This is a genomic window from Paenibacillus sp. FSL R7-0210 (assembly GCF_038009085.1).
GTDB classification, from domain to species: Bacteria; Bacillota; Bacilli; order Paenibacillales; family Paenibacillaceae; genus Paenibacillus_AQ; species Paenibacillus_AQ silagei.
Window position 1 is genome coordinate 4,050,306 of sequence record NZ_JBBPAR010000001.1, and the last position, 22,024, is coordinate 4,072,329.

Annotated in this window: 23 protein-coding genes and 2 pseudogenes; 7 read left to right on the forward strand and 18 right to left on the reverse strand. The window is 49.1% G+C overall.

Annotated features, from left to right (window positions below):
* Positions 1-192: 192 nt before the first annotated feature.
* The 6 genes from MKY64_RS17405 to MKY64_RS17430 form a co-directional block, all read right to left on the reverse strand.
* A complete protein-coding gene (locus tag MKY64_RS17405; protein ID WP_445671726.1) occupies positions 193-1,197 on the reverse strand; it encodes a CapA family protein in 1,005 nt (334 codons plus the stop codon).
* 69 nt (positions 1,198-1,266) lie between these two features.
* Positions 1,267-1,476: a DUF1877 family protein gene (locus tag MKY64_RS17410; protein WP_340958109.1), complete on the reverse strand. Its 210-nt coding sequence runs from the start codon at positions 1,474-1,476 to the stop codon at positions 1,267-1,269.
* 119 nt (positions 1,477-1,595) lie between these two features.
* Entirely contained in the window at positions 1,596-2,255 is a 660-nt protein-coding gene (locus MKY64_RS17415; protein WP_076079038.1) for a class I SAM-dependent methyltransferase, read from the reverse strand.
* A gap of 177 nt (positions 2,256-2,432) precedes the next feature.
* Entirely contained in the window at positions 2,433-3,455 is a 1,023-nt protein-coding gene (locus MKY64_RS17420; RefSeq protein ID WP_340954628.1) for an SDR family oxidoreductase, read from the reverse strand.
* 18 nt (positions 3,456-3,473) lie between these two features.
* Positions 3,474-4,412, reverse strand: coding sequence for an aldo/keto reductase family protein (locus tag MKY64_RS17425; protein WP_209872675.1), 939 nt, complete (start codon positions 4,410-4,412; stop codon positions 3,474-3,476).
* A gap of 66 nt (positions 4,413-4,478) precedes the next feature.
* Positions 4,479-5,066 carry a TetR/AcrR family transcriptional regulator gene (locus MKY64_RS17430; RefSeq protein WP_209872679.1) on the reverse strand — a complete coding sequence of 196 codons (588 nt, stop codon included), beginning with the start codon at positions 5,064-5,066 and terminating at the stop codon, positions 4,479-4,481.
* A gap of 183 nt (positions 5,067-5,249) precedes the next feature.
* Between MKY64_RS17430 and MKY64_RS17435 the strand changes: the two genes are divergently transcribed.
* Positions 5,250-6,212, forward strand: a complete 963-nt coding sequence (locus MKY64_RS17435) for an NADP-dependent oxidoreductase (RefSeq protein ID WP_340954632.1) — start codon at positions 5,250-5,252, stop codon at positions 6,210-6,212.
* A 22-nt stretch (positions 6,213-6,234) separates the two neighbouring features.
* Here MKY64_RS17435 and MKY64_RS17440 read toward each other — a convergent pair whose 3' ends face one another.
* Complete coding sequence (locus MKY64_RS17440) at positions 6,235-6,831, reverse strand: TetR/AcrR family transcriptional regulator (protein ID WP_340958110.1); 597 nt, start codon at positions 6,829-6,831, stop codon at positions 6,235-6,237.
* A 123-nt stretch (positions 6,832-6,954) separates the two neighbouring features.
* Between MKY64_RS17440 and MKY64_RS17445 the strand changes: the two genes are divergently transcribed.
* Entirely contained in the window at positions 6,955-7,500 is a 546-nt protein-coding gene (locus tag MKY64_RS17445; protein WP_340954634.1) for a hypothetical protein, read from the forward strand.
* A gap of 40 nt (positions 7,501-7,540) precedes the next feature.
* On the opposite strand, the gene MKY64_RS17450 is transcribed toward MKY64_RS17445, so the two are convergent.
* On the reverse strand, positions 7,541-8,146 hold the full coding sequence (locus MKY64_RS17450; RefSeq protein ID WP_340954636.1) for a DUF1349 domain-containing protein: 606 nt from the start codon (positions 8,144-8,146) through the stop codon (positions 7,541-7,543).
* Between the two features lie 243 nt (positions 8,147-8,389).
* On the opposite strand from MKY64_RS17450, the gene MKY64_RS17455 reads away from it, so the two are divergent.
* The 3 genes and pseudogenes from MKY64_RS17455 to MKY64_RS17465 form a co-directional block, all read left to right on the forward strand.
* Positions 8,390-8,449 carry a hypothetical protein gene (locus tag MKY64_RS17455; RefSeq protein ID WP_235191724.1) on the forward strand — a complete coding sequence of 20 codons (60 nt, stop codon included), beginning with the start codon at positions 8,390-8,392 and terminating at the stop codon, positions 8,447-8,449.
* Positions 8,436-8,498: pseudogene (locus MKY64_RS17460) on the forward strand (hypothetical protein); the annotation flags it as partial. The gene MKY64_RS17455 and the pseudogene MKY64_RS17460, both read left to right, overlap by 14 nt.
* 78 nt (positions 8,499-8,576) lie before the next feature.
* A pseudogene (locus MKY64_RS17465) lies at positions 8,577-8,855 on the forward strand (short-chain dehydrogenase); the annotation flags it as partial.
* A gap of 84 nt (positions 8,856-8,939) precedes the next feature.
* On the opposite strand, the gene MKY64_RS17470 reads toward MKY64_RS17465, so the two are convergent.
* The 6 genes from MKY64_RS17470 to MKY64_RS17495 all read right to left on the reverse strand — a co-directional run bounded on the left by MKY64_RS17470 (position 8,940) and on the right by MKY64_RS17495 (position 17,648).
* Complete coding sequence (locus MKY64_RS17470; protein ID WP_340958112.1) at positions 8,940-9,821, reverse strand: Rpn family recombination-promoting nuclease/putative transposase; 882 nt, start codon at positions 9,819-9,821, stop codon at positions 8,940-8,942.
* Positions 9,822-9,903: 82 nt separating this feature from the next.
* Positions 9,904-14,223, reverse strand: a complete 4,320-nt coding sequence (locus tag MKY64_RS17475; protein ID WP_340954637.1) for an S-layer homology domain-containing protein — start codon at positions 14,221-14,223, stop codon at positions 9,904-9,906.
* A 98-nt stretch (positions 14,224-14,321) separates the two neighbouring features.
* Positions 14,322-14,978 (reverse strand): 3-oxoacid CoA-transferase subunit B, encoded by a 657-nt coding sequence (locus MKY64_RS17480; RefSeq protein WP_036721471.1) that lies wholly within the window; start codon positions 14,976-14,978, stop codon positions 14,322-14,324.
* Positions 14,971-15,639: a CoA transferase subunit A gene (locus MKY64_RS17485; protein ID WP_036721470.1), complete on the reverse strand. Its 669-nt coding sequence runs from the start codon at positions 15,637-15,639 to the stop codon at positions 14,971-14,973. Before MKY64_RS17485 ends, MKY64_RS17480 begins: the two co-directional genes overlap by 8 nt.
* 46 nt (positions 15,640-15,685) lie before the next feature.
* Positions 15,686-16,429: an acetoacetate decarboxylase gene (locus MKY64_RS17490; protein WP_340954642.1), complete on the reverse strand. Its 744-nt coding sequence runs from the start codon at positions 16,427-16,429 to the stop codon at positions 15,686-15,688.
* A gap of 34 nt (positions 16,430-16,463) precedes the next feature.
* Positions 16,464-17,648, reverse strand: a complete 1,185-nt coding sequence (locus tag MKY64_RS17495; protein WP_340954644.1) for an acetyl-CoA C-acetyltransferase — start codon at positions 17,646-17,648, stop codon at positions 16,464-16,466.
* Positions 17,649-18,462: 814 nt separating this feature from the next.
* On the opposite strand from MKY64_RS17495, the gene MKY64_RS17500 reads away from it, so the two are divergent.
* The gene (locus MKY64_RS17500; protein WP_340954646.1) at positions 18,463-18,957 is read left to right on the forward strand and encodes a hypothetical protein; all 495 of its coding nucleotides are present in this window, start codon (positions 18,463-18,465) and stop codon (positions 18,955-18,957) included.
* Between the two features lie 38 nt (positions 18,958-18,995).
* A complete protein-coding gene (locus MKY64_RS33435; protein WP_445671727.1) occupies positions 18,996-19,100 on the forward strand; it encodes an IS3 family transposase in 105 nt (34 codons plus the stop codon).
* Between the two features lie 271 nt (positions 19,101-19,371).
* Here MKY64_RS33435 and MKY64_RS17505 read toward each other — a convergent pair whose 3' ends face one another.
* The 4 genes from MKY64_RS17505 to MKY64_RS17520 form a co-directional block, all read right to left on the reverse strand.
* Positions 19,372-20,256, reverse strand: coding sequence for a hypothetical protein (locus tag MKY64_RS17505; protein ID WP_340954649.1), 885 nt, complete (start codon positions 20,254-20,256; stop codon positions 19,372-19,374).
* A gap of 553 nt (positions 20,257-20,809) precedes the next feature.
* Complete coding sequence (locus MKY64_RS17510) at positions 20,810-21,379, reverse strand: manganese catalase family protein (RefSeq protein ID WP_036692823.1); 570 nt, start codon at positions 21,377-21,379, stop codon at positions 20,810-20,812.
* 48 nt (positions 21,380-21,427) lie between these two features.
* Positions 21,428-21,694, reverse strand: a complete 267-nt coding sequence (locus MKY64_RS17515) for a spore coat protein CotJB (RefSeq protein ID WP_036721463.1) — start codon at positions 21,692-21,694, stop codon at positions 21,428-21,430.
* A 3-nt stretch (positions 21,695-21,697) separates the two neighbouring features.
* Positions 21,698-21,913 (reverse strand): spore coat associated protein CotJA, encoded by a 216-nt coding sequence (locus MKY64_RS17520; RefSeq protein ID WP_036692819.1) that lies wholly within the window; start codon positions 21,911-21,913, stop codon positions 21,698-21,700.
* Positions 21,914-22,024: the final 111 nt, after the last annotated feature.

The following is a 22,024-nucleotide window of genomic DNA, read 5'->3' on the forward strand; positions in this document are numbered from 1 at the left end:
CTATAGAACTAATATTCATATTGTAGAGCAGATTTACTCCGCGCTGTTAGCACAATGCTAAGAATGAATAGCACAAAATGAAGAATACCGGGAAAACGCAAAACAGCCCGGGGAGGATTAGGAAGCGGCTCCCCGGGCTATAAGAGATGGATCATACAGATTCATGGATAAGAACTGTTACGCCGGCTTATTTTACAGCTTCTCACTGACTGCCCCGTTCGCTGCAATCTTCGCATTGAAGGAGAGCTGGTTCAGCTTCTTGATGGTTTCTTTATTGTAGGCATCCCCCATGAAATTCGGCTGGCCGCCAATGATTTTGACCGGTGTAATGCTGCTGGTTACCTCTGACGGGTTAATGGTGAAGTTAACCAGCATGGAATGCAGGGTCTTGTCTCCGCCCCGTGTAGAACGGTTGAACACAAAGTTGCCCAGTGAATAATAGATCGGCTTATGCTTGTAATATTCAATACCCATCAGACAATGACTGTGCGCGCCAAGGATAATATCTGCCCCGCTGTCAATCATCTGCTTGGCCAGCTTCCGCGCATACGCTTCCGGGTAATCCTTGAATTCCTGATTCCAGTGAATATAGACAACCGTATAGTCATTATCCTTGGCAGACTTCTTAATCGCACTTAGCAGCGGCTCTGCCGTATAGGCTGAGGCTGCTCCCGGGCTGTTCTTGCCTGCATACCAGGAAGGGTCAGACAGCACACGGCTTGTACCCAGAACAGCGATCCGCTTGCCCTTGACGGTCTTGACATACGGTTTGAAGGCTTCATCCATATTGGCACCCGCACCGGTGTGTCCAATATTGTTCTTATCCAGATGAATCAGCGTGTCCAGCATCGCGGTCCGGCCGTAATCCAGAATATGATTATTGGCTACGCTCACGCCGTCGATCCCCGCTTTACTTAATCCCGCAAGTGCCGCCGGCTTGGAACGGAAGGCGAACGTCTTGCTGGCCGCAGCCCCGCGCACAGAGACCGGAGTCTCCAGATTGGCAAAAGCAAGATCGGCCTTCTTCAGCACAGGCGCTACCTTGGCGAACGGGAAATCTACGCCATACTTGGCAATCTGGTCGCCGACAAAGCCGTCCAGCAGAATATCCCCGGCAAACGTAAGACGGATTTCCTCCTGCGGAGCAGTCCCTTGGGCGCTTATCCCCGCAGCGGGGACCAGCAGAAGCAGAATCATGAATATAACAGCATATCTGCGCAACGTTCTCTAGCTCCTTTTTCTAATGTATTATAATAATGACTGTGACTAGGAAATATAGAACACAACGCAGGATGCACTCGCGCTTGCCTGCTGGTAGAACTCCCGGATGGCCTTGAAATACATATAGATATAATCAAAGAATTCTTCCGCCTCATCATCCTCCATAAGGGGGTAGATTCCTTCCTCCATCATCTGCCGGAAAGGGTAGTGTTCCCTCAGCCAGGCTTCTTCTATTCCCTCCAGAGCTGAAGCAATTCAGCATGTACAGTCAGGTAATTGCCGATCATCCCCATGAGATTGTCTCCTTCTTTCTTCTGCCCTTGAAGCTATTCTACTACAATGGAAGGAAACAACCAAATGATGGGTGAATTTTGCTAGATTTGCGCTTTTTTAAGCACTGCCCGGAAGCAGCTCAGGCCGCCCCACTGGTCTGTACGCACGGCATCTGCCGGAAGATTGAAATCCGTCTCGCCCCAATACTGAAATCCGGCCTGGAGCAGAATCTCATTCATCCGCGGCAGGTTGACGGTCGGATGATCAAAGGTCAGCACCAGCAGTCCTTCTCCATTAAGCGTTCTATGAAACTCACGGACGGCCAGGACCGCTTCCTGCACAGACAGATGCTCCAGCACCGAGATACAAAAAACCGTATCAAAGCTCTCATCCTCATAAGGCAGTGAGGTCAAATCAGCCTGGGCCAAGTGCAGCCTGTTCACAGGTCCGGCCTCCACCTGACGGGCTGCAGCTGCTCCGACATCCTCGGTGATATTCTGCATAATCGCTTCATGCGACAGAATCCGGGCATCCTTATCACAGGCATAGACCTCAGCGCTATGCTCGGCAAGATAGAATTTGAGCGGATGAGAGATCCCGCAGGCGGCATCCAGCACGACATCATGCGGTGAGATGAAATGGGTACACCATTCATATTCATATGGGCGGCTCCACCAGGCTTCCGGCAAATCATAAATCAGCTTGTCACGGCGTGCATCGGTATTCACAAAAAAACGGGAGACGTAAGGATGTGTCGGCATGACCAGGACTCCTTTACTCGTGGGGATTTCGGTAGTCAGAGTATATTCACGAATCCGGGTTTCATGCTATACCTGGGTTATAACCTGACACTGCTTATACACAAACAGGCACCATCCTCTATGGACAGCACCTGTTCCGGTATGAAGAAATATTCTGATAGATACTATTAGTTCTCTTTACACGTAATAGCTAAGCAGCTTCGCATCAACGCCGTGCCTGGCGATCAATCCGTCCAGCATTTTGGACCAATCCTGGTCGACTGTGCACAATTCTGGATGGGCCTCGAACCAGGCAACCGACCGTTTCACCCCTTCAGCGAACGGCACAGTAGCGGCGAAGTCAGGAACGAGACGCTTGATCTTGCTGTTGTCGAACACACTGCTGACCGCCTGATCCCCGATCAGCCCGTCCGCTGTTCCCGGCGGGGTATTCGCAACGATGAAATCCGTAGACATGTGTACAACCTTCGGCTCACGGCCGGCTGCCTCCCCGATGGCCGCATAGATCTGATTCCAGTTCAGTACCTCATCCGAGGTAATATGAACCGCTTCTCCAATCGCCTCCTGAAGTCCCAGCAATCCAACGAAGCCTTTGGCAAAATCCGTATTATGCGTCAATGTCCATAGAGAGGTACCATCGCCATGGATAACGAGCGGCTGGCCCTTGCGGATGCGTTCCACCAGAGACCATGGATGGCTCCAGCTGGTCAGCGCCGCCGGAATAGCTGTATCTCCGTACGTATGGGATGGACGGACAATGGTCACCGGGAAGCCGCTGCTCTGATACGCTTCCAGAAGCAGCTGCTCGGAGGCAATCTTATCCCGGGAATACTGCCAATAAGGGTTCACCAGCGGAGTCTCTTCGGTAATCAGATAATTACGCTGGGGCTTCTGGTAAGCGGAAGCCGAGCTGATATAGATATACTGCTGCGTCTTGCCTGTGAACAGGTCAACATCTGTCTGCACATGCTCCGGCGTAAAGGCAATCCAGTCCACAACAACATCGAAGTCATACCCCTTCAGCGCCTCGGCTGCCTTCTCTTTGTCACGGATATCGCCCTGAATCACCTGTGCGCCCTGAGGCACGAAGCCGCTGCGCTCTCCACGGTTGAACAGATACAGTTCTATTCCCCGTTCTACTGCCAGCCGGGAAACCGCCTGACTGATAAGTCCCGTACCTCCGATAAATAGAACCTTCATCTGTATCCTCCCTCTCTCTTAACCGATAATTTCTTCAATTCGGGCCAGTATATCCTCATTCAGCTCAATGCCGGAAGCCTTTACATTCTCCTCCACCTGCTCAGGGCGGCTCGCGCCGACCAAGGCACTGGATACATTCGGCTGGCGCAGAATCCAGGCCAGTGCCAGATTGCCTACAGAGATATCCAGTTCAGCGGCAACCTTGCCCAGCTCCTGAACCTTCGTAAGCTTCTCCTCCGTAATTCCTTTGCGCATCCAGTCGAGCCGGGCAGCCCGGCTGTCTGCCGGAATCTCGGAGACCGAGCTGTATTTGCCGGTCAGCAGACCTTGAGCGAGCGGAGAGAATACGACTTGTCCGATTCCCTTGCGCTGCCCAAGCGGGATAATCTCCTTCTCGATATAACGTTCAAACATATTATAGACCGGCTGATTGACCACGATATGATCCAGCAGATACCGGTCGGCAACCGCAAGGGCTTCGGTCATCTGCGCCGCTGTCCATTCACTGACCCCCACATAGAGCACTTTGCCCTGACGGACCAGATCATCCAGCGCCCGCAGCGTCTCCTCGATCGGGGTCTCCGGATCATACCGGTGACAATAGAGCAGATCCACGTATTCAGCGCCCAGCCGCTTCAGGCTGGCATGGCATTGCTCGGTAATATGCTTCCGGGACAGACCACGGTCATTGGGACCGTCACCCATGACCCCGAACACCTTGGTCGCCAGCACGTAGGATTCGCGCGGATAGCTGCTCAGGGTAGCTCCCAGCACCTTTTCCGCCGCCCCCTTCTCATAGACATTCGCGGTATCAAAAAAATTAATGCCCAGGGAGTAAGCGGTTTCAATGGCCTTAACGGCATTGTCCTGCTCCACATATCCTCCGTAGGTCAACCAGCTTCCCAGGCTAATCTCACTGACCTTAAGTCCGGTCCCACCTAATCTGCGGTATTTCATTAATCCTCTGCTCCTCTCTGAATCCGGCAGTTCCCACCAACCGGTTGCTATATGCACCTATTCATTCTAGAACAATTTGGTAGAAATAGAAAGCGGAGCGGACGGCGGGACCATCTGGTTACGCTCCATGAGTGCCCACAATTGCCCGGATAGCTCTGTTGCTGAATAAGGCGTTGCACGCGTAACCAGCTGTTCGATCATGCCGGTCATTGCCACAGCCAGAAATTGCACCAGGATTCCCTTGTCCATCATCTTGTTAATGCCGCCCATATCCATCTGTTTGTCGAATCCCCGTATCAGTACCGCCTGCAGACGATTTCGGAACGCGGGAACCCCTTGGTTAGCCAGCGCCGCTGCATAGAACGAAGCATGCTCATCGAGGTAACGGAATGTATAGTGCAGAGCCGCCTCAGTAGGAAACAGCGCCTGTTCGCCGCACGGCAGACAGCTGTCAATCAGCTTGACAAAATGTGTCCTGATGCACTGGTCCAGCAGATCGTATTTGTCGGTATAATGCGAATAAACGGTGCCCCGGCTTACATTGGCCCGCTCGGCTATTTCGTTTATCGTAATTTGTTCGAAGTTCTTCTCTGCAATCAGCTGGATAAAGGCTTCAATAATAGCCTCCTGCGATTTACGTATCCTTCTATCCATAAATAACCCCTTCTTCGCCCCGTTCGAATTGATTTGAACACTTCTACAGATTCTGTACAATACTGAACACATTCCGAAATTCTAGCAATTGATGCAGCTATACCACACTGGTAGGATCATTATAGTGAACGTCTACCCGTAAATCAACAGAGACTCAAAATACACGGATCGGAGGATTCAGCTATGCATGCAATTGCTATTCAGCATTATGGTAATCCCGAAGTATTCACAGAAGAGGTACTCCCTACTCCCGCTATCACCGAGACTCAGGTGCGCATTGAAATGTACGCCACAACTGTCAGTTCCGCTGATCAACTGGTGCGCTCAGGCGCATTCAAGGAGGTCATGCAGCTGCAGTTCCCCCATGTGCTGGGAGTAGAAGTAGCCGGAATAGTGAGGGCGATTGGGAAAAATGTGTCACGGCTGAAGGTGGGCGACCGCGTCATGGGGCTCTCCAGGTCCGGCGGCGGTTACGCAGACTTCTTAGCTCTGGAAGAGAACTCAGCGGTAGTTATTCCGCCTGAGCTTTCCTTTCAGGAAGCTGCCGCCCTGCCCGCCTCTGCCTTGTCTGCCTGGCAGTCCTTATTCAAGTACGGCAAGCTGCATTCCGGCCAGCGGATTCTTATTCACGCTGGCGCTGGAGGGGTAGGACATCTTGCGGTGCAAATGGCCAAGCAGCACGGCGCCTATGTCCTGGCCACCGCCCGGGAGTATAATCATGAATTTGTGCGGCAGCTTGGAGCCGATGAGGTTATTGACTACACGACCACTGATTTCGCAGAAGCAACCGGCACAGTAGATATTGTATTGGATATGGTGAGAGAAACTTCCATTGATGCGGACACTGGATTAGGAGCAACCGAACAGAAGAACCTTCAGATTCTGCGGGACAACGGCAGGCTAATCTCCCTGGTAGACCCGCTGATCACCACCCACCCCAAGGTTCGCGGAATCGAGGCCCAGTTTGCCTATATCGAGCCGAACCCAAAGGATCTGGCTTCCATTATCCAGCAAGTCCGCGAGCATAAGCTTAAGGTGCATGTGGAGGAGATTTTCCCGTTTACAATGCAGGGGATAGTAGGTGCGCATAATCATTATGAGACCCGGAAGGTTCGGGGGAAATTAGTGATCCTGAGACAGGGATAGAACATTATACAGAACCAGGCTGTTATGTCGTACTTGGAGTGCAGATAGATTCCAGGTGAACATTCAGCACCCGGATCACACGTTGTTTATTCATCCTGTCAGGCTCAAGCATGGCATGAAGGGCCAGGCCGTCAATCAGGGCATACAGCCGTTCGGCTTCATCCCCCTTATCCAGCCCCTGCTTGAAGAGTGCGTGCTGATCCAGGTAGTCAATAATCTGCACAATCAGCGGATAGATCGCATCATTAAGCTCAACAGGCTTCTCCCCACCAGTCTTGAGATGGAAGGTAAATGCGAACCATACCTCCATCTCAGCCATGCTGCTGTCGTCCGTAGGGAGCAGCTCCAGCAGCACCTTCATAATCTGCTCCCGCGGAGGAAGCTCCGACTGCATAATGTCCACAATCCTCGCTGTTACGCGCTCCTTCACCAGATTCATAGCAAACTCCAGCAATTCATGCTGAGTGGAGAAATAATGGCGCAGTGCGCCCAAAGAAACACCCGCCTCGGCAGCAATATTACGCACCGTAGCCCCTTTGATTCCCTGCCGGATAATGACCCGCCAGGTGGCTTCGGCTATATTCGATTTTCGTTCGGAATGATCTACAATTTTTGGCATGACCATATTGTAGCATACCCGAAATGATAAGCACAATTTAAATGATACGATTGTATTATTTAAAATCCGCTGTTATACTTCGACTAGGCTATAACTACTATCAACAATAACAAGGGGTGCTATATGAATCTGGTGGCATGGGCGATTGTGACCTGTGAGGTCTTGTTCTGGGTGGTCATTCTTGCAGGCTTTACAGCACGTTATATTTTCAAGCGGCCTACACTGGGGCTCATTTTCCTGGCGATGACTCCGGTCCTCGATATCCTACTGTTACTGATTTCCGGCGTGGATTTGGCACGGGGCGCTACCGCTACGACAGCACATGCTCTTGCGGCTGTGTATATTTCTGTGTCTCTTGTATTCGGTAAAAGCATGATCGCCTGGGCCGACGAACGCTTCCGCTACTATGTTACCAAGCAAGGGACGAAGCCGGCCAAGCGTTACGGCATGGACCATGCCAAGCATTATTTCAAGGGCTGGGTGAAGCACTTGCTCTCTTTTGTGCTCGCTGCCGGTATTCTGTATGGATTGATATTGTGGATCGACGATGCCGCCCGCACGGAGGCGCTGTTAAGTATCCTGACTGTATGGTCCGTGGTGGTCGGCATTGACCTGATCATCACTGTTACCTATTTCATCTGGCCCAGACAGGCCAAAGGTTCGAACTAAGCTCCGGCAGGAGCAGCTGGTTCATCGAAAAAAAGCCGGCTTATATGCCGGCTCTTATATTTTTCACCGTCCGCTGTTCCAGTGAGAAATGCTTGTAGATTCTATCCCCGCCATCGCCAGTAGGGGCCTGCGCCAATAACCCAACCTTGACTGAGTCTCCCACCGGAAGGTTAAAGAAACGCATCATGTCAAACCGTACGCCGTCGGTCGAATAATGAAAAGCAAAGGCATTCCCGGATCTGGCGGCCTGCAGCCATACCTCATTACCCTCAATATTGCAGCCGTTCGCATCATCCGAGGTCTGGTTCGTAACTACGCTGACCACCGCATGGGTATCAAAATCTGTCAGCTCGAAGCAAGCCTTCGCCCAGACCGACAGATCCTGCATAATCATAATGGAAGAAGAATCGTACGTGTCCCGGAAGTCATGACTCACCTTCACCCGCAGCACGAAATCCCCGGATACTTCAGTATAGAAGAAAGGCGCGTTGGTCAGACTCTCAGGCGTCAGCCCTTCTTCCGCAACCGCCCCGTTATTGCAGAAAAAATCACTGTTAGCAGTGGCCTCTATTATAATACTGTCATCCTCAAACCTGATGTTCCCTTCATTCATCCATTGGTACGCTGCAAAATCAGTCTTAGTCATTTGGTAGTCCTCCTATTTTTGGATAATTTTCATGGAATGCAAACGCATTCTCATAATATAGCAAAATGGAAAACTAACCAATAGTAATATTTTGACAGACTCTTATAAATTAGGTTGAATTAACCCTTGGTTTAAGTCGTATCCTATAACTGTCGACACCTAAACAATCAATTGGAGGCCTCCAGATGAACTATTATTCCATTGGCGAAGCGGCAACGCGGTTAGGGGATTCGGGAATCTACCATACGTTTTTATGAGAAGCAGGGGTTACTGCCCCGGATGGAGCGGGATGGAGCGGGATGAAGCGGGCAGGCGGATTTTTACGGAGGATCACCTCGTTTTCCTTAAGATCATCCTCTATCTGAAAAACACACAGATGCCCATAAGCCAGATCAGGCAATATGTAGACTGGATGGCGGAGGGGGACAGCACGATTGCATTGCGGCTTGCCATGTTTCAGCTCTCTGAGTCTTCCGTTGAAGTCATTGAGATTGCCCCGCCTGCTGTGAATACGGATCTCGGCGGATCAGGACTGCATGTCCATGGCGAGCCGTTAGATGCATTCACGGACGGGATCTTCCAGGGACTCACTGAAGGACTCTTGGAGATCGGATACGGCACATCCGTAGACCGTCTGCGCATGTCACGGGAGCAGATTGACAAATATGCAGTGCAAATGTATGAGGCGACAAGGAGCTATATTGAATAAAAGATTGAATCGGAACATACGAAAACAGACCGTCTTAGGGTAGACGGTCTGTTTGGGCGTACGCATAATATGATAGAACTCCGCTTACATCAGCTTCTTAATCTTCTCTACCGGTAACTCCACCGCTTTGGATACCTCTTCTGGAGTAAGTCCGTGAAGGAGTAATTTACGGATGATCTCCGTCTGGCCTTGTTCAATTCCCTGTTCTATGCCTTCAGCTATACCTTCTTCATATCCCCAACGCTTCCAGGCTGGCATGAGTTCCATAATCGCTTCACCCTCCTCCGGGTATTGTATCATTAATTCTTTTATGATCTCTTCATCCTGGGCCCGGTCCGGCTTGAAATATAAATCTGCCACTGACATCACAAGCGCCAGCCGTCCTTGATCGAGCCGTGTCTTCAGCTTCATGAACATGCGCAGGAACTCCCGGCGCACATCTCTTGCTTCTCTTGTAGTATACCCCATCTTAGCTAGTAACGCAGCAGCTACTGCATTGTCTGAATCAATAAATCTTCGCCAGTTCTGCTTACGCAATTCTACCTTGAGAAACTGAAAGCGCAGAATCTGGTGCTCAGGAATAACCATCTCCAAGGTGTCCTGCTCCTCCCTGATCTCATCTGAAGTGAAGATGGCAATCGGAATAATCAGCTTATGTTCTTTGCGGTAGCGCTCAAATAGACGGCTGAAATAAATAAACATCCGTTCATGAAACCGTGAATCCCGATACGACTGCGGCTCCAGGTGAATGAGAATATAACCGTCCAGTCCTTTGTAGCGGATTTCCAGCAGGAGATCCAGTTCCCGCGCTTCCTCACCAACAATATCCACCAGCAATTCCTGCATCAGAAACCGGGTCTCATTATAATCCAGCATCGAATCAAGCTCAGGAAAAAACAACTCAATAAATTCCTGAAAAAACGTCTCCAGCAGCTTCTTAAAAGCCTCATCATGTGGTAAAGGTATTTTACCTTGCTAAAAAAAGAGCAGCCCCGAATAAATGGGGCTGCCCTTGTCTGCTCAGAAGCTTTAGCTTTGTCTACTTATCCTACTTTTCACCCGCTTCAACAAGCTTATCCATGAGCCGGACGATCATCACTACGGCTTCAGCGCGGGAAGCAGAATCCTTTGGTTTGAAGGCGCCATTGCCTTTCCCTGTGACAATGCCTGCATTAGCGAAGGCATTAATTGGCTCTGCCGCCCAGCTTGCCGGGAGGTCGGAGAATGGTGCCGGTGTGCCGGGAACATAGCTCGTAAGACGCGCCAGCATAGTCACAGCTTCCGCGCGGGTGATCTCCTGTTTGGGGTGGAAGGAACCATCGGCGTAGCCCTGAATGACTCCATGCTGTTGAAGCGCCGCAAGTGCCTTCGAAGCCCAATGTCCCTCCGTATCGGAGAATCCGGTCCCCTGCGACCCCGTGAGGCCAAAAGCTTTTGTGAGCATTACAGCAAACTCAGCGCGTGTTACTTTGGCTTCAGGATGGAATGAACCATCCGCGTAACCCGTTATCATCCCCATCCGGGCTGCACGATCAATGAATGGTGCACTCCACAGAACGGCAGGTACATCCTGGAACTTGACAACTGCAGCCGTCCGGCCTTTTGCAACGATAGATTTAAGCGCATCTAAGTCCAAGGTGTCTTTCAGGACAGGCCTGGTTACCGTTGGCTTTGCGGGACCGGCAGTTATAGCCGGTGTTGGTACCGGTGTCGTCGTTGCTGTCGATGACGGTGTTGCTGTCGGTGTTACCGCCGGCTTTGGTGCTGGCGTTACTGCCGGTGTTCCTCCCGATTGTGGCGTTGGCGTTGGTGTCGGCGTCGGCGTTGCCACCGGTACCGTTCCGCCCTCAACCACGATGGGAATCGCAATGGTTAAGCCGCCGAAGGAAGCAGTAATCGTTACCCCGTCCCCCGCTGCAATACCCGTAATGATCCCCTTGTCCGATACCGAGGCGACCGCAGGATCTGAAGTTGTCCAACGAACCTGATCCGTAACCACTATATTTGCTCCATTGTCATATACCGCTGTAATCACGGAAACTGCTTGCTTGTTCACCTGTAAGGTGTGTGTGCCAGGCTCGGCGGTCAGCTTCAGCAGCTTTGGCACCGTACCTTCTGCCTGAACCGTTACCGATAGCTTCACCGGCGGCATGTTACCGTAATTCGCCTGGATGGTAGCTTCTCCCACTTCAACGGCATGAATGATACCCTGGGCGTCTACTGTAGCTGCCCGCTCATTAGAAGATGTCCATACCGCTTGATTCGTGACATCGGCAGTGGAGTTATCGCTATAGGTAGCCGTAAGCACCGTCGCGTGCGTGTCGCCGACATTCAGCTTCAATTCGGCCGGGGCTACGGCCACGGAAGTCACTGTCCGCTCATCCTTTTTCACAATCGTATAGTTGTCAATTAATTCTGCGCTCTGCGTAGTGCGGGCTTGGATGATGATCTCATCATGTCTTACCTGAATGGCAGAATAGACGGGAACATCCTCGTCAAACATGAAATCAAGATACTCGTATTTGCTTCCATCGTAGAACTTCCAGCCCGACGCTCCGCCGTCCAGATAGACTGTTCCTTGCTCTCCGCTTGGCAGCGGCTTGCCTTTGCTCATCGGATAGGTGCGCGCATATACATGGTCATGGCCTTCCAGCACCAGATCGACCTTCAATTCTTCCAGAATAGGGGCAAAATAAGTCTGTGTGTATTCAATCAGATTGCCGCGTCCATCTTCGGTATGATAGGCAGGTTTGTGGAACATGACAATCTTCCATTTTTTATGACTGTTCAGAAGATCCTCCCGCAGCCACTCCGCTTGCTTGCCCATCGTGACTTCGTCTGCTTCGGAGTTCAGTACCACGAAATGCACCTCTCCTGAATCGAACGAATAGGCATACTCCTTCTGGAGCTCTGGCCCATTATTAGGAAGCCCCAATCCTTTGGCGAAAATGTACTTTCCTCCCCCTTTTACATCATGATTCCCCATGGCATACGCTGAAGGAACAGAGGAGGTATAGATCGACGAGGCTTGCCAGAACTGGTTCCATTCATTCAAAACCGCCCCATCATCAACCATATCACCGCCATGCATAACGAACTGGGTATCGGGATAATTCGTGAACGCATTCTGGATCAATTGCTGATAGGTCTCCAGCCCATTGTCCCCTTTGGTATGCGAATCGGTTACAAATACAAAGGAAACAGGTTTGTCCGGCGCAGCCTCCACCGTCTTATAATTGGACCAATCGCTCCAATGGCCTTCGTAGCCAACTCTGTAATGATAGCCCGTACCTGGCTCAAGACCCGTGACTAATGCGTTATGAAGCTTGATTTCGCCCATAGGTCCGCCTGCAACCTCAGGAATGACCTCCACCTCGGAGAGCGCGCGCTGCGTGGCTGCTTTTGCCGGAGCATTCGTCAGATCACTATCCACCCAATCACTATCTTTCATATACTGGATGTAAGCTTCTTGAACACTTGGCGCGCTCTGCCACCCTACGCTCATCATCGTCTTCATATCTTCGGTCACAAAGGTCTGCACATATTGCGGATCTGCCCCGCCAAACGGAGCTACAACATTCATACTGGTACTCTCGCTGGTCCCGCCATCCTTGACAGCCTGAACGCTCCAAGTGCCAATGGCAAGGTTCGTCAGGGACGTATAGATCTCTCCCTTGGCATCCGTCAAGCCTATTCCTGCGGTAAGATCACTCTGCTCCACATCTGCGGATGAGATGTACCCTGCCTTGCTGCCATCCGGCAAATACACCTTGATGAATCCGGAGGCACTGCCTGTTGTGGCGAACATCCGCGCGTCTTTCTCTACAGCAAGCAACACTGCGGACGATGGATCGGCTTTGGCATATACTTTGGACCCATCGGCGGTTACACGCACATAAGTCTGAGGACCGCTGGTATCGCTAAAATCAATCCCGGCTCCTTCCACCGGCGCTCCTGCGCGGGAGGTAACCGTGATGATACTCTGAGTGTGCAGCGCTGATCCCTTGATACTGAGCTTGTAAGGAAACCCGATCTTATACCTATGCGGGGAGGCTAAGGAAGGAACTCTCGTCCCGCTTTCATACCCGAAACTGCCTTCCACCATAGCCATCTGCTTAGCCGTCTCGCCGCGTTCCATTTTCGCAGAGCGGTTCACCTCAAAATCAATACTTGCCAGCGCATCCGCCTGATCCCCTTGCAATCCCTCGGCACTGACTTCAACATAGCCGCCTGTATTATCAAGAACTGTCTGCACTTGGCTGAGGCCGGAGCGTGCATTAATTACATTGGCCTGCAATGTCTCTGGATCGAACTTGATTCTGGCATGAAAGCTCTTAGCCTCGCCTACATCCGTTGCCTTCAACTTCAGCCGGTAGGTCTCATTACTGACGGCCTCCTCCGGGGCTTCCAAGGTAAATCTGGCTCCATGCTCAATCTGAAAAGCATATTCTGCCGCTGCCGGATTGCCGGCCATATCCTTCACTTCTGCCAGCACTTGATGATAACCTCCGGCCAGCGGAAGCTCCGGGTGATAGGTAATCTGCTTATGATTCAGATCATAGACATAAGTTGACGGTGCCGCAGGCTGACCATCCACCGTTAACCGGATGGAATCCGGGTCAATGCCCGACTTGGCATCCTCCGCTGACAGAATAATGTCAGAGACAGGGGCGCTCAAGGTTTGATTAGGAGCCGGTGCCGCTGGACTTAACACAGGCACATCCATATCTTCATTAACCGGCTCATCATAGATCAGCCTGACGTCATCAATCCAGATCGAGCCTTTATTCTTTTTGCTCATTTGTCTTTCTTTCATCTGGAAGTAGAAGGCCAGTGTACCCGGCATGGTCAGGTCTGAACCTATATCCGCCTCAACATACTTCCAGCCGCTCCAGTCGATCCCGGTCTCTTCACTCCTGATTTCATACGTTTTGGATTTGCCGGTGGAAGACACGTAGAACTTGGAGGTCAGGCCATGGCCTTCCTGATTGGCATATACCCACATCCCTATTCTCTTAGGTGTTCGGTTAGAGAGCGGCAGCTGAGTCGCCGGACCCACGGCAACCTGAGACGGATTATCGGTTATGCCAATGAAGTCATAATCAATCCGCAGGGACTTTGCTCCGCTATGTACGTATTTCGGATTGGTCTCAAGCGCCAGACTGCCGCTGTGAATGCGGGCACTGTCAAAGGTTAGATCCGCTAAGCGTACCTGTTCAAAATCCTCTACCTTCACGACACCGCTGGGTTCCGCCGCATCCCCAAAGGCAGTCGGTAACGGAGATAGAGCAGGTGTAAGGATGGGAAGCAGAACCGTCATAGCCAAGATCCCGCTTAATACTTTCTTTACAAATGGATGATTACTCACGAACTTTCACGCTCCTTGTTGTCTGTTCTAGTAGACAGCATAACGGCGTAATATGTTCGTAGAGTCATCACAATGTAAACATATTAAATTTTATTGTATTAGACAGCAATCCCCTTCAGGTCCGGGGAGATCCATAGCTCGGCCCCTGTAGCCTTCTGAACGTCTTCCACCGTCAGACCCGGTGCAATTTCCATCAGCATCAGCCCCTGGCCCGGGATCACCTCGATGACCGCCATTTCAGTGACAATCGTGTTTACGACATGTACCGCCGTCAGGGGGAGCTTGCAGTCTTTCACTATTTTCGGCTGTCCGTCCTTGCTCACATGATCCATGGCGATAATGACCCGTTTAGCCCCGACTACCAGATCCATAGCTCCGCCCATGCCTGGTACTTTTTTCCCCGGAATCATCCAGCTTGCCAGATTGCCCTGCTCATCGACTTCAAGCGCACCCAGCACAGTGATGTCCACATGCCCCCCACGGATGATCGAGAAGGAGACCGCGCTGTCAAAATAGCAAGCTCCGGCCATCGTGGTCACGAAGCTGCCGCCAGAATCGATGCAGTCGATGTTTTCTTCTGACTTCGCCGCTTTGGGGCCGACTCCAAGTATTCCGTTCTCCGCCTGTAGCATAATCTGAACATGATCAGGAATATAATCGACTGCCAGGGTCGGCATACCGATCCCCAGATTCACCACATCGCCGTCCTTGAACTCCTGGGCGATTCTTCTCACAATGAATTCCCGGTTATTCATGCGTATTCCCCGCCTTTACAATGGCATCAATCAAAATTCCCGGGACATTGACATGATTGGGATCAATCTCCCCGAGCTTCACATAAGTATCTACCTCAGCTACTACATAATCCGCCGCCATCGCCATCACGAAATTGAAGTTTCGGGAAGAGCCGTCAATCACCAGATTCCCGGCCTCGTCCGCCTTGTGGGCCCGAATTAGTGCCACATCTGCATGGAGAGGCAGCTCGAGTAAATATTCCCTCCCTTCAATATCGAGCTTCCTCTTACCTTCCTCTACAATCGTCCCTACTCCTACAGGGGTTAACACACCACCCAGCCCCGCTCCACCAGCCCGGATTTTCTCAGCTAACGTGCCCTGCGGATAGAGATTCACCTCAGCTTCCTTGGTCATCAGCAGTCTTCCCGTTTCCGGGTTAGAGCCGATATAGGAGGCATAGATCCGCTTGACCCGGCCGCTTTTGACCAGCTTATAGATCGATAATTCCGGGGTGCCGGTATCATTGGAAATTAGCGAGAGCTGACCGGCTGACTGCGTCTCGACAAGCGCACGCACCAATTCTTCGGGGTGGCCTCCAGCCAGAAAACCGCCGACCATCACGGTATCTCCATCCTTCACTCTCTTCACGGCGTCTTCGGCAGAGATTAATTTGTTTATCATAGATTTCAGGCTCCTTGTTTATTATTGGAGAAAAGCTGGCTACAGGCTACTGGATGATATAGTCATGAATGACTTTGCCGTAGGGCAGCGTTAGATCAGCAATGAAATGCTTTCCCCCGCGGTACGTCTTCACCGGCAAATCGGCCACAGGGGCATTCACATGGGGGATCAGGCTTAAGCGGGCCGGCCCGGTCCAAGCGCCTTTTACGTGAACATCTTCAAGAGTGTAGGCAACCAGCTGCGCAATCTTGGGGGTCCCATCCACATCGGGAATGAGCTTCAGATTCACTTGAGTTTTGGCGATAGCTCTAGCTGTGTCCTCTGTATCCAGCAGGTTATGCTTGTAAGGCATGGTTCCCACAGCCACCAGGACATCGTTATAATGCAGCGTGCCAGTCAGCGTCTCTGTTCCTGCAACTGTCAGGCGGGGAGAGGCCCACTTTTTGGGGAACCCCCAGATCTCCCGTCCTCCCAGAATGGCAGGCGCATTATTCAGATACATCTGGGCCACGAAATTGCACGGCTCCCCCTGAAAGGTACACGGAATCACGATCCCGCTCTCCTCATAGCTTCCCAGACCCGACGAATCGGGCATCTTGATCCATTCATAAGACACGGTGTTACTTCCATCCGGCTGCAAGGGTTCCGGGACCGCCTGTCTGATCGCCGCAGGGTCAGATTCATAAGTGATGACCATAAATTCACGGTCAATGAAGCGGTAAGGCGGACGCCCGTAACCCGGACTGGCCGCAGGCATGGATTGCATTACAAGAACCTCTTTTGCATTCATAATGATCTTAAACTCCCTTTCTGTCAGCGTTGTGTTAATAGCGTGCGTTCTCGACCAGCATGGCAATGCCCATCCCCGTTCCGATGCACAAGCTGGCTATACCGTAATGCGACGATCTCCGTACCATTTCATGCACCAGTGTAACTAACACTCTGGCTCCGCTTGCCCCGACAGGATGTCCAATCGCAATCGCGCCGCCATTGACATTCACCTTCTCCGGGTTAATCTCCAGCTCATGCAATACCGCTATGGCCTGTGCCGCGAAGGCTTCATTAATCTCGAACAGATCGATAGCTTCTTGAGGGATATCCTGATTCTTAAGCAGCGACTTAATGGCTCTTACCGGACCCATTCCCATGTAGGCAGGATCTACGCCAACCAGTGAATACCCCTTAATATAGGCTAAAGGCTCTACCTCATGCTCCTTGCATTTGTCTTCCGACATGACCAGCACAGCCGCCGCACCATCATTGATCCCCGAGGCATTTCCGGCAGTCACCGATCCGTTTTCTTTAAAAGCAGGCTTTAGATGAGCAAGCTTCTCTTTGCTGACCTCTCCTCTTACATGCTCGTCCTCCGCGAACCATACAGTTTCCTTTTTGCTGGTGGTCATCACAGGCACAATTTGCTCTGCAAACACCTGCTTCCGTTTAGCTTCGGCGGCCTTGATCTGGCTGTCATAAGCAAATTCATCCTGCTCCAGTCGTGAAATATGATATTTCTCGGCAATGTTCTCGGCTGTAATGCCCATATGGTAATGATTGATCGGGCAGGTCAGCCCGTCAGCGACCACGGTATCTATCAGCTCGCTGTTTCCAAGCTTATAGCCGTTTCTTGCATTTCTCAGCACATAAGGGGCATTCGACATACTCTCCATCCCTCCGGCCATAAGGACACTCCCTTGTTCAGCCCGAATAGAGTTGTAAGCTAAAGCGACGGCATGAAGACCTGAACCGCAAACGGTATTGATAGTTGTTGCAGGGACTTCAATAGGGATACCGGCTTGCAGTGCCGCCTGTCTGGCAGGATTCTGGCCCTCGCCCGCCTGTAGGACATTGCCCAGATAGATCTGCTCCACTAACGCAGGCTCTACATGGCTTTGCTGAAGGCAGGCCGTCATCACGTTCGCTCCTAATTCTGTAGCACTCAGTGTCGAAAGTCCGTTGTTAAATGAACCAACTGCAGTCCGTAAGGGACTTACCAATGCAACTCTGTTCACAAAATCTCACATTCCTTTCTGATTGTAGTGGACTTACGTGCGGGTATGATCACGATGTATGAGAGAGTATGCGTTACGGCTTAGATCGGCTTAATCAGCTTGATTAGCTTGATCCGCTATGCCGCCTTGATCGCCTTCCTCCATTTGAATATTTGGTATTTATTTACATATTCAGTGTAAGCCTAAACGCCGGTTTCCTCAACACTCAAAAATATACATAATTTTACATACAAATAGCTCTCGGCCCTTGTACACTCCCCAACGAGGTCATGCTATCATTTCCTTTGATATTCTGGTTATTAATGGTTATTTCAGAAAAACGCATGAAAACATACCAAAAGATTTCACACAAGCGGAAACAGCTTTGCCGTCCTTTTAAAGGACGGTACTGTTTCAGCGAGAAATAGAAGGATAATTTAAAACGTGAAACATATAAATTCTTCTATTTAAAAAAACGCCTCCGACCCTTACTTGGGTCTGGAGGCGTTATCCGTAGCTATTCAGATCCTTAGAACACCCTTCTTATCCTTCTCCTCAATCAAAATCTGCACCGATTCCTTGAACCGGATCGCAATCTCGTCGCTCATACAGTAGTAGACACAAGATTTGTTTGAATGAAATCATCACCAAGAATAACGGTTGTCCGTGAGTGAATTTGAGGTGTTAAAACATTTCTTATCTTTAACATTCACGTACAAGATTGAGCTTAGAGAGTTAAACCCACTTTATAAATTGGAATATAGAGTAAACTCCATCAATAAAAAAAATTTCCCCATATCAATATGTTTGTTTGAATTATAATTATGATTTCAGCATGGGAAAGGTATTTGTTGAAAATAGCGAAACAGCGTATCGATTCATTTACTCCTGTTCTTCAGTGGAAGATATAATTTTTTCAGTCCTGCATTATTTGGTGTTGTTTGAATATAAGTTTTGGAAATGCAATCATTGCGGCAATTATTTTGCCACGCAAACCTTGAAACAAAAAGACTGCAAAAGGAAAAGCCCATACAAGGAGTATGAGCATCTGGATTGCGAACGGACAGTTAGAAATATTAAGCAAAAATGTGTTCGACGTCAGGGGCATATATACGATCGTTTAAAAGATTTTTATAAAGAGAGGGTATCTGGGAAGTTTTCTAATGAATACGAATTATATAAGAGAGCAGTTGATGATTATTCATCCGTGGAAAATCTTTTCGTGCTCGAACAGTTTTTGAGCAATAATAACGTAAAGAAAAAATGGTATACAGAAGAGAATAGAGTAAAGCCAACACTCAATAATAGGCGTACAACTCAATCCGAGTAATATGCCTTTATCTTCATACCTACCATAGCTTTGAAGAACTGAAGAGACCAGTTAATACTTACATCCATTTTTACAATTACGATCGTTTGCAGGCAAAACTAAACGCCATCTTTTCCATGGAAAACAGGACGAAGACCGCGTAATTGATATTTTTATTTATTGTACTGTCTACTTGATGGGGTGCAATTCACAACCCATAACGTCTCCTTTTATTTTTTCGCTTTCGCCGCTCCTATGACAATAATTGGCGGTACAGCCTCCGGCTTCTCACGCCATTCATTGTCATTCATCTACGTCGTCCTTGGCAAGAAAAAAAACACCCTTTTCCCGACAAGGAAACTCGGCAACAGTAAGGCTTGTCGAAAATAAAACGATACCCCACTGTGTCCAGCCTGGAGGCACATTAAAATGCACCTACATCCTTCGTCTTATACGGTCAATTATATCGTGAACAAAATATGTTATTTGCTCTCTAAAAACTATGACTAATATTATAATAATTATTATAAATAAAGAAATACCTATTATCCATATTATATTATTGTTTTGATTAGGATCGGTAATATTAATCTTAAATATAAAATGATACGGTAAAGCTTTATTTACACTTGCAGGATCAACAAATAGAATATTTAAGTTTGTTGATCCTATTTTTATTGTATCTATGTTACGATATAAAGTTGAAGCGACTGTTTCATTATCTATGTATGTTATTGGTATTGTAGTTATATCCAAAATTTTTCCAATTTGCTCACTTGAGGAGTATACAAAAGGTATAATATCATTGCCACGTATAAAAACATACTTATATGGCTCCCTAGACAGAGGAATATCTATTGTATCTCCATCCTTATAAATCATCTTTTTGCCACTTTGATCTTTTAACGGATTCCCATTATCATCTTGAAACTCCACATAATAGATATCTTTAGACTCTTTGATAGACTTATCAATTGTATATGTAACAGGTTTTTTAATGTAAGATGGAATTCTTGAGTTCAAGTTCACAAATGCCTTATAATCTTTCAGAGTTTTGACTCCTAATACTTGAATAGTATTTAGAATATCGTATATATCATATATAGGATTATCTGGATTTATTGCTTCCCTTAGTTCAATAGTATCTGGTGAATTGTCTTTTAGAACATTTTTTTGCCATGTTTGAAATCCCACTGTCTTATTATCAGCTTCACTTTGATTTTTTTCAATAGAATTGTTGAATATTATAATCCCTATAATAATCATAATAAATGGAATAAAACCCAAAATTTCTTTATAATTATTCCTTAAATAATTCACACCCACACCTACTTTTTTTATTTATGGATCGGAGATACTTTTAACTACGCAATATAATAAATTCGGTTCCCAAATAAATATTTACATATCCGATAATACACCTTAAAAGCCACTGTTTCATATATACATTGCCTTAATTGAGAGTTTCTTATCACATTTGAAGAGTAGAAACTCTCTATCCTTATGATATACGAAATATTGAGGCACAAAGTAAACTAGACAAGCTGACGCCAGCTTGCAACTTAGGGCTTTTTCCAATGTCTACTAATTGGGGACTTGACCAATTACTATGGGACGGGTCAATTTTAAGGAAACGCGCTCAGTTTGGGTCTTTACCTGTATAATGGAAATAGAGGTTTTAGCGTTTGGCAAGGTAGCATTCCACTAGAATGGTGAAAAGTGTCACTCTTTTATAATGATTTTCAAATTAATCCCGTTTTCTTCCTTCGTGTAGATAATCGTATCAATAAATTCACGCAAAATATCACCCCAGAACATAAAAGACCGCTCTCTATAGTAGAGAACGGTCTTTTAAATGTACTATAATTCTTGCTCAGAACACCCGCTTCTTATCCTTCTCCTCAATCAAGATCTGCACCGATTCCTTGAACCGGATCGCATGAATGATCTCCCGCTCGCGCAGGAACTTGAGGCTGTCCTGCAGATCCACATCGTCGGTCATGTCAATCAGCCACTGGTATGTAGCCCGGGCCTTCTCCTCGGCGGCGATATCCTCATACAGATCCGCGATTGGATCTCCCTTCGCAGCGATGTAGGCAGCTGTGAACGGAACACCCGCAGAGTTGTTATAGAACAAGGCATGATCCCGCTGCGCATAGTTCGGGCCTAAGCCTGCGGCTTCCAGCTCCTGCACCGAGGCGTCCTTGGTCAGCTTGTAGATCATGGTGGCAATCATTTCGAGGTGGGCAAATTCCTCAGTGGAAATATCCGTTAGTACACCAATTACCTTATCGGGTATAGCATACCGCTGGTTCATATAGCGCAGCGCCGCAGCCAGCTCGCCGTCCGCACCGCCGTATTGCTCCATCAGATACCGGGCCATCCGCACATCACATTTGCCGACACGCACCGGGTATTGCAGCTTTTTCTCATAGATCCACATTCGTGAACTTCCCCCTCCTTAAGGCTATTTCATTCCCCGCTTCATGCCTTAGACTTGCCAAGGCCAGGGACTCTCGCTCCATTGCCATGGAGCCTTGGAATAGGCGCGGCCGAAATTCTGCAGCGGTCCGTATAGCTCCTGGAACTGGTTCGCCAGCTTGGTGCGCTCATACGTCAGCTGATTGAACTGCTCAATCGCCTTCACATCCTGCGGATGAGTGTCCAGGTACAGATTCAGCTCTACGAGTGCAAAATCAAGTACCTGCAGCTGCTCCAGCATCTCGTAATAACGGGGCTCGCAAGGATTAGCTTCCATAGCCTACTTCCCTCCTTTGAACTTGGATTCATAAGGGCTGTATAGCGATGGCCATAACGTTCCATGCTTGAGCGCCTCCGGCAGGGAGAACTGCGGCAGATTCGGGGGCTGAAACGTGACGAATTGATTCGGCGGCACAACATACGTCTTGAACGGCACCGGCGGACAAGGATCAAACGGTCCCCTGTACGGTGTCCATACGCGATCCTGGGAGTTCAATGATCATTCCTCCTCGTAAGGTTTTGACGGCATTGCCTGATGGATGTCCAGATCTCTGATCGTTACCTTCGTAACTAACTTATGACAGTCCAAGGGTGGAAAAGAACAACT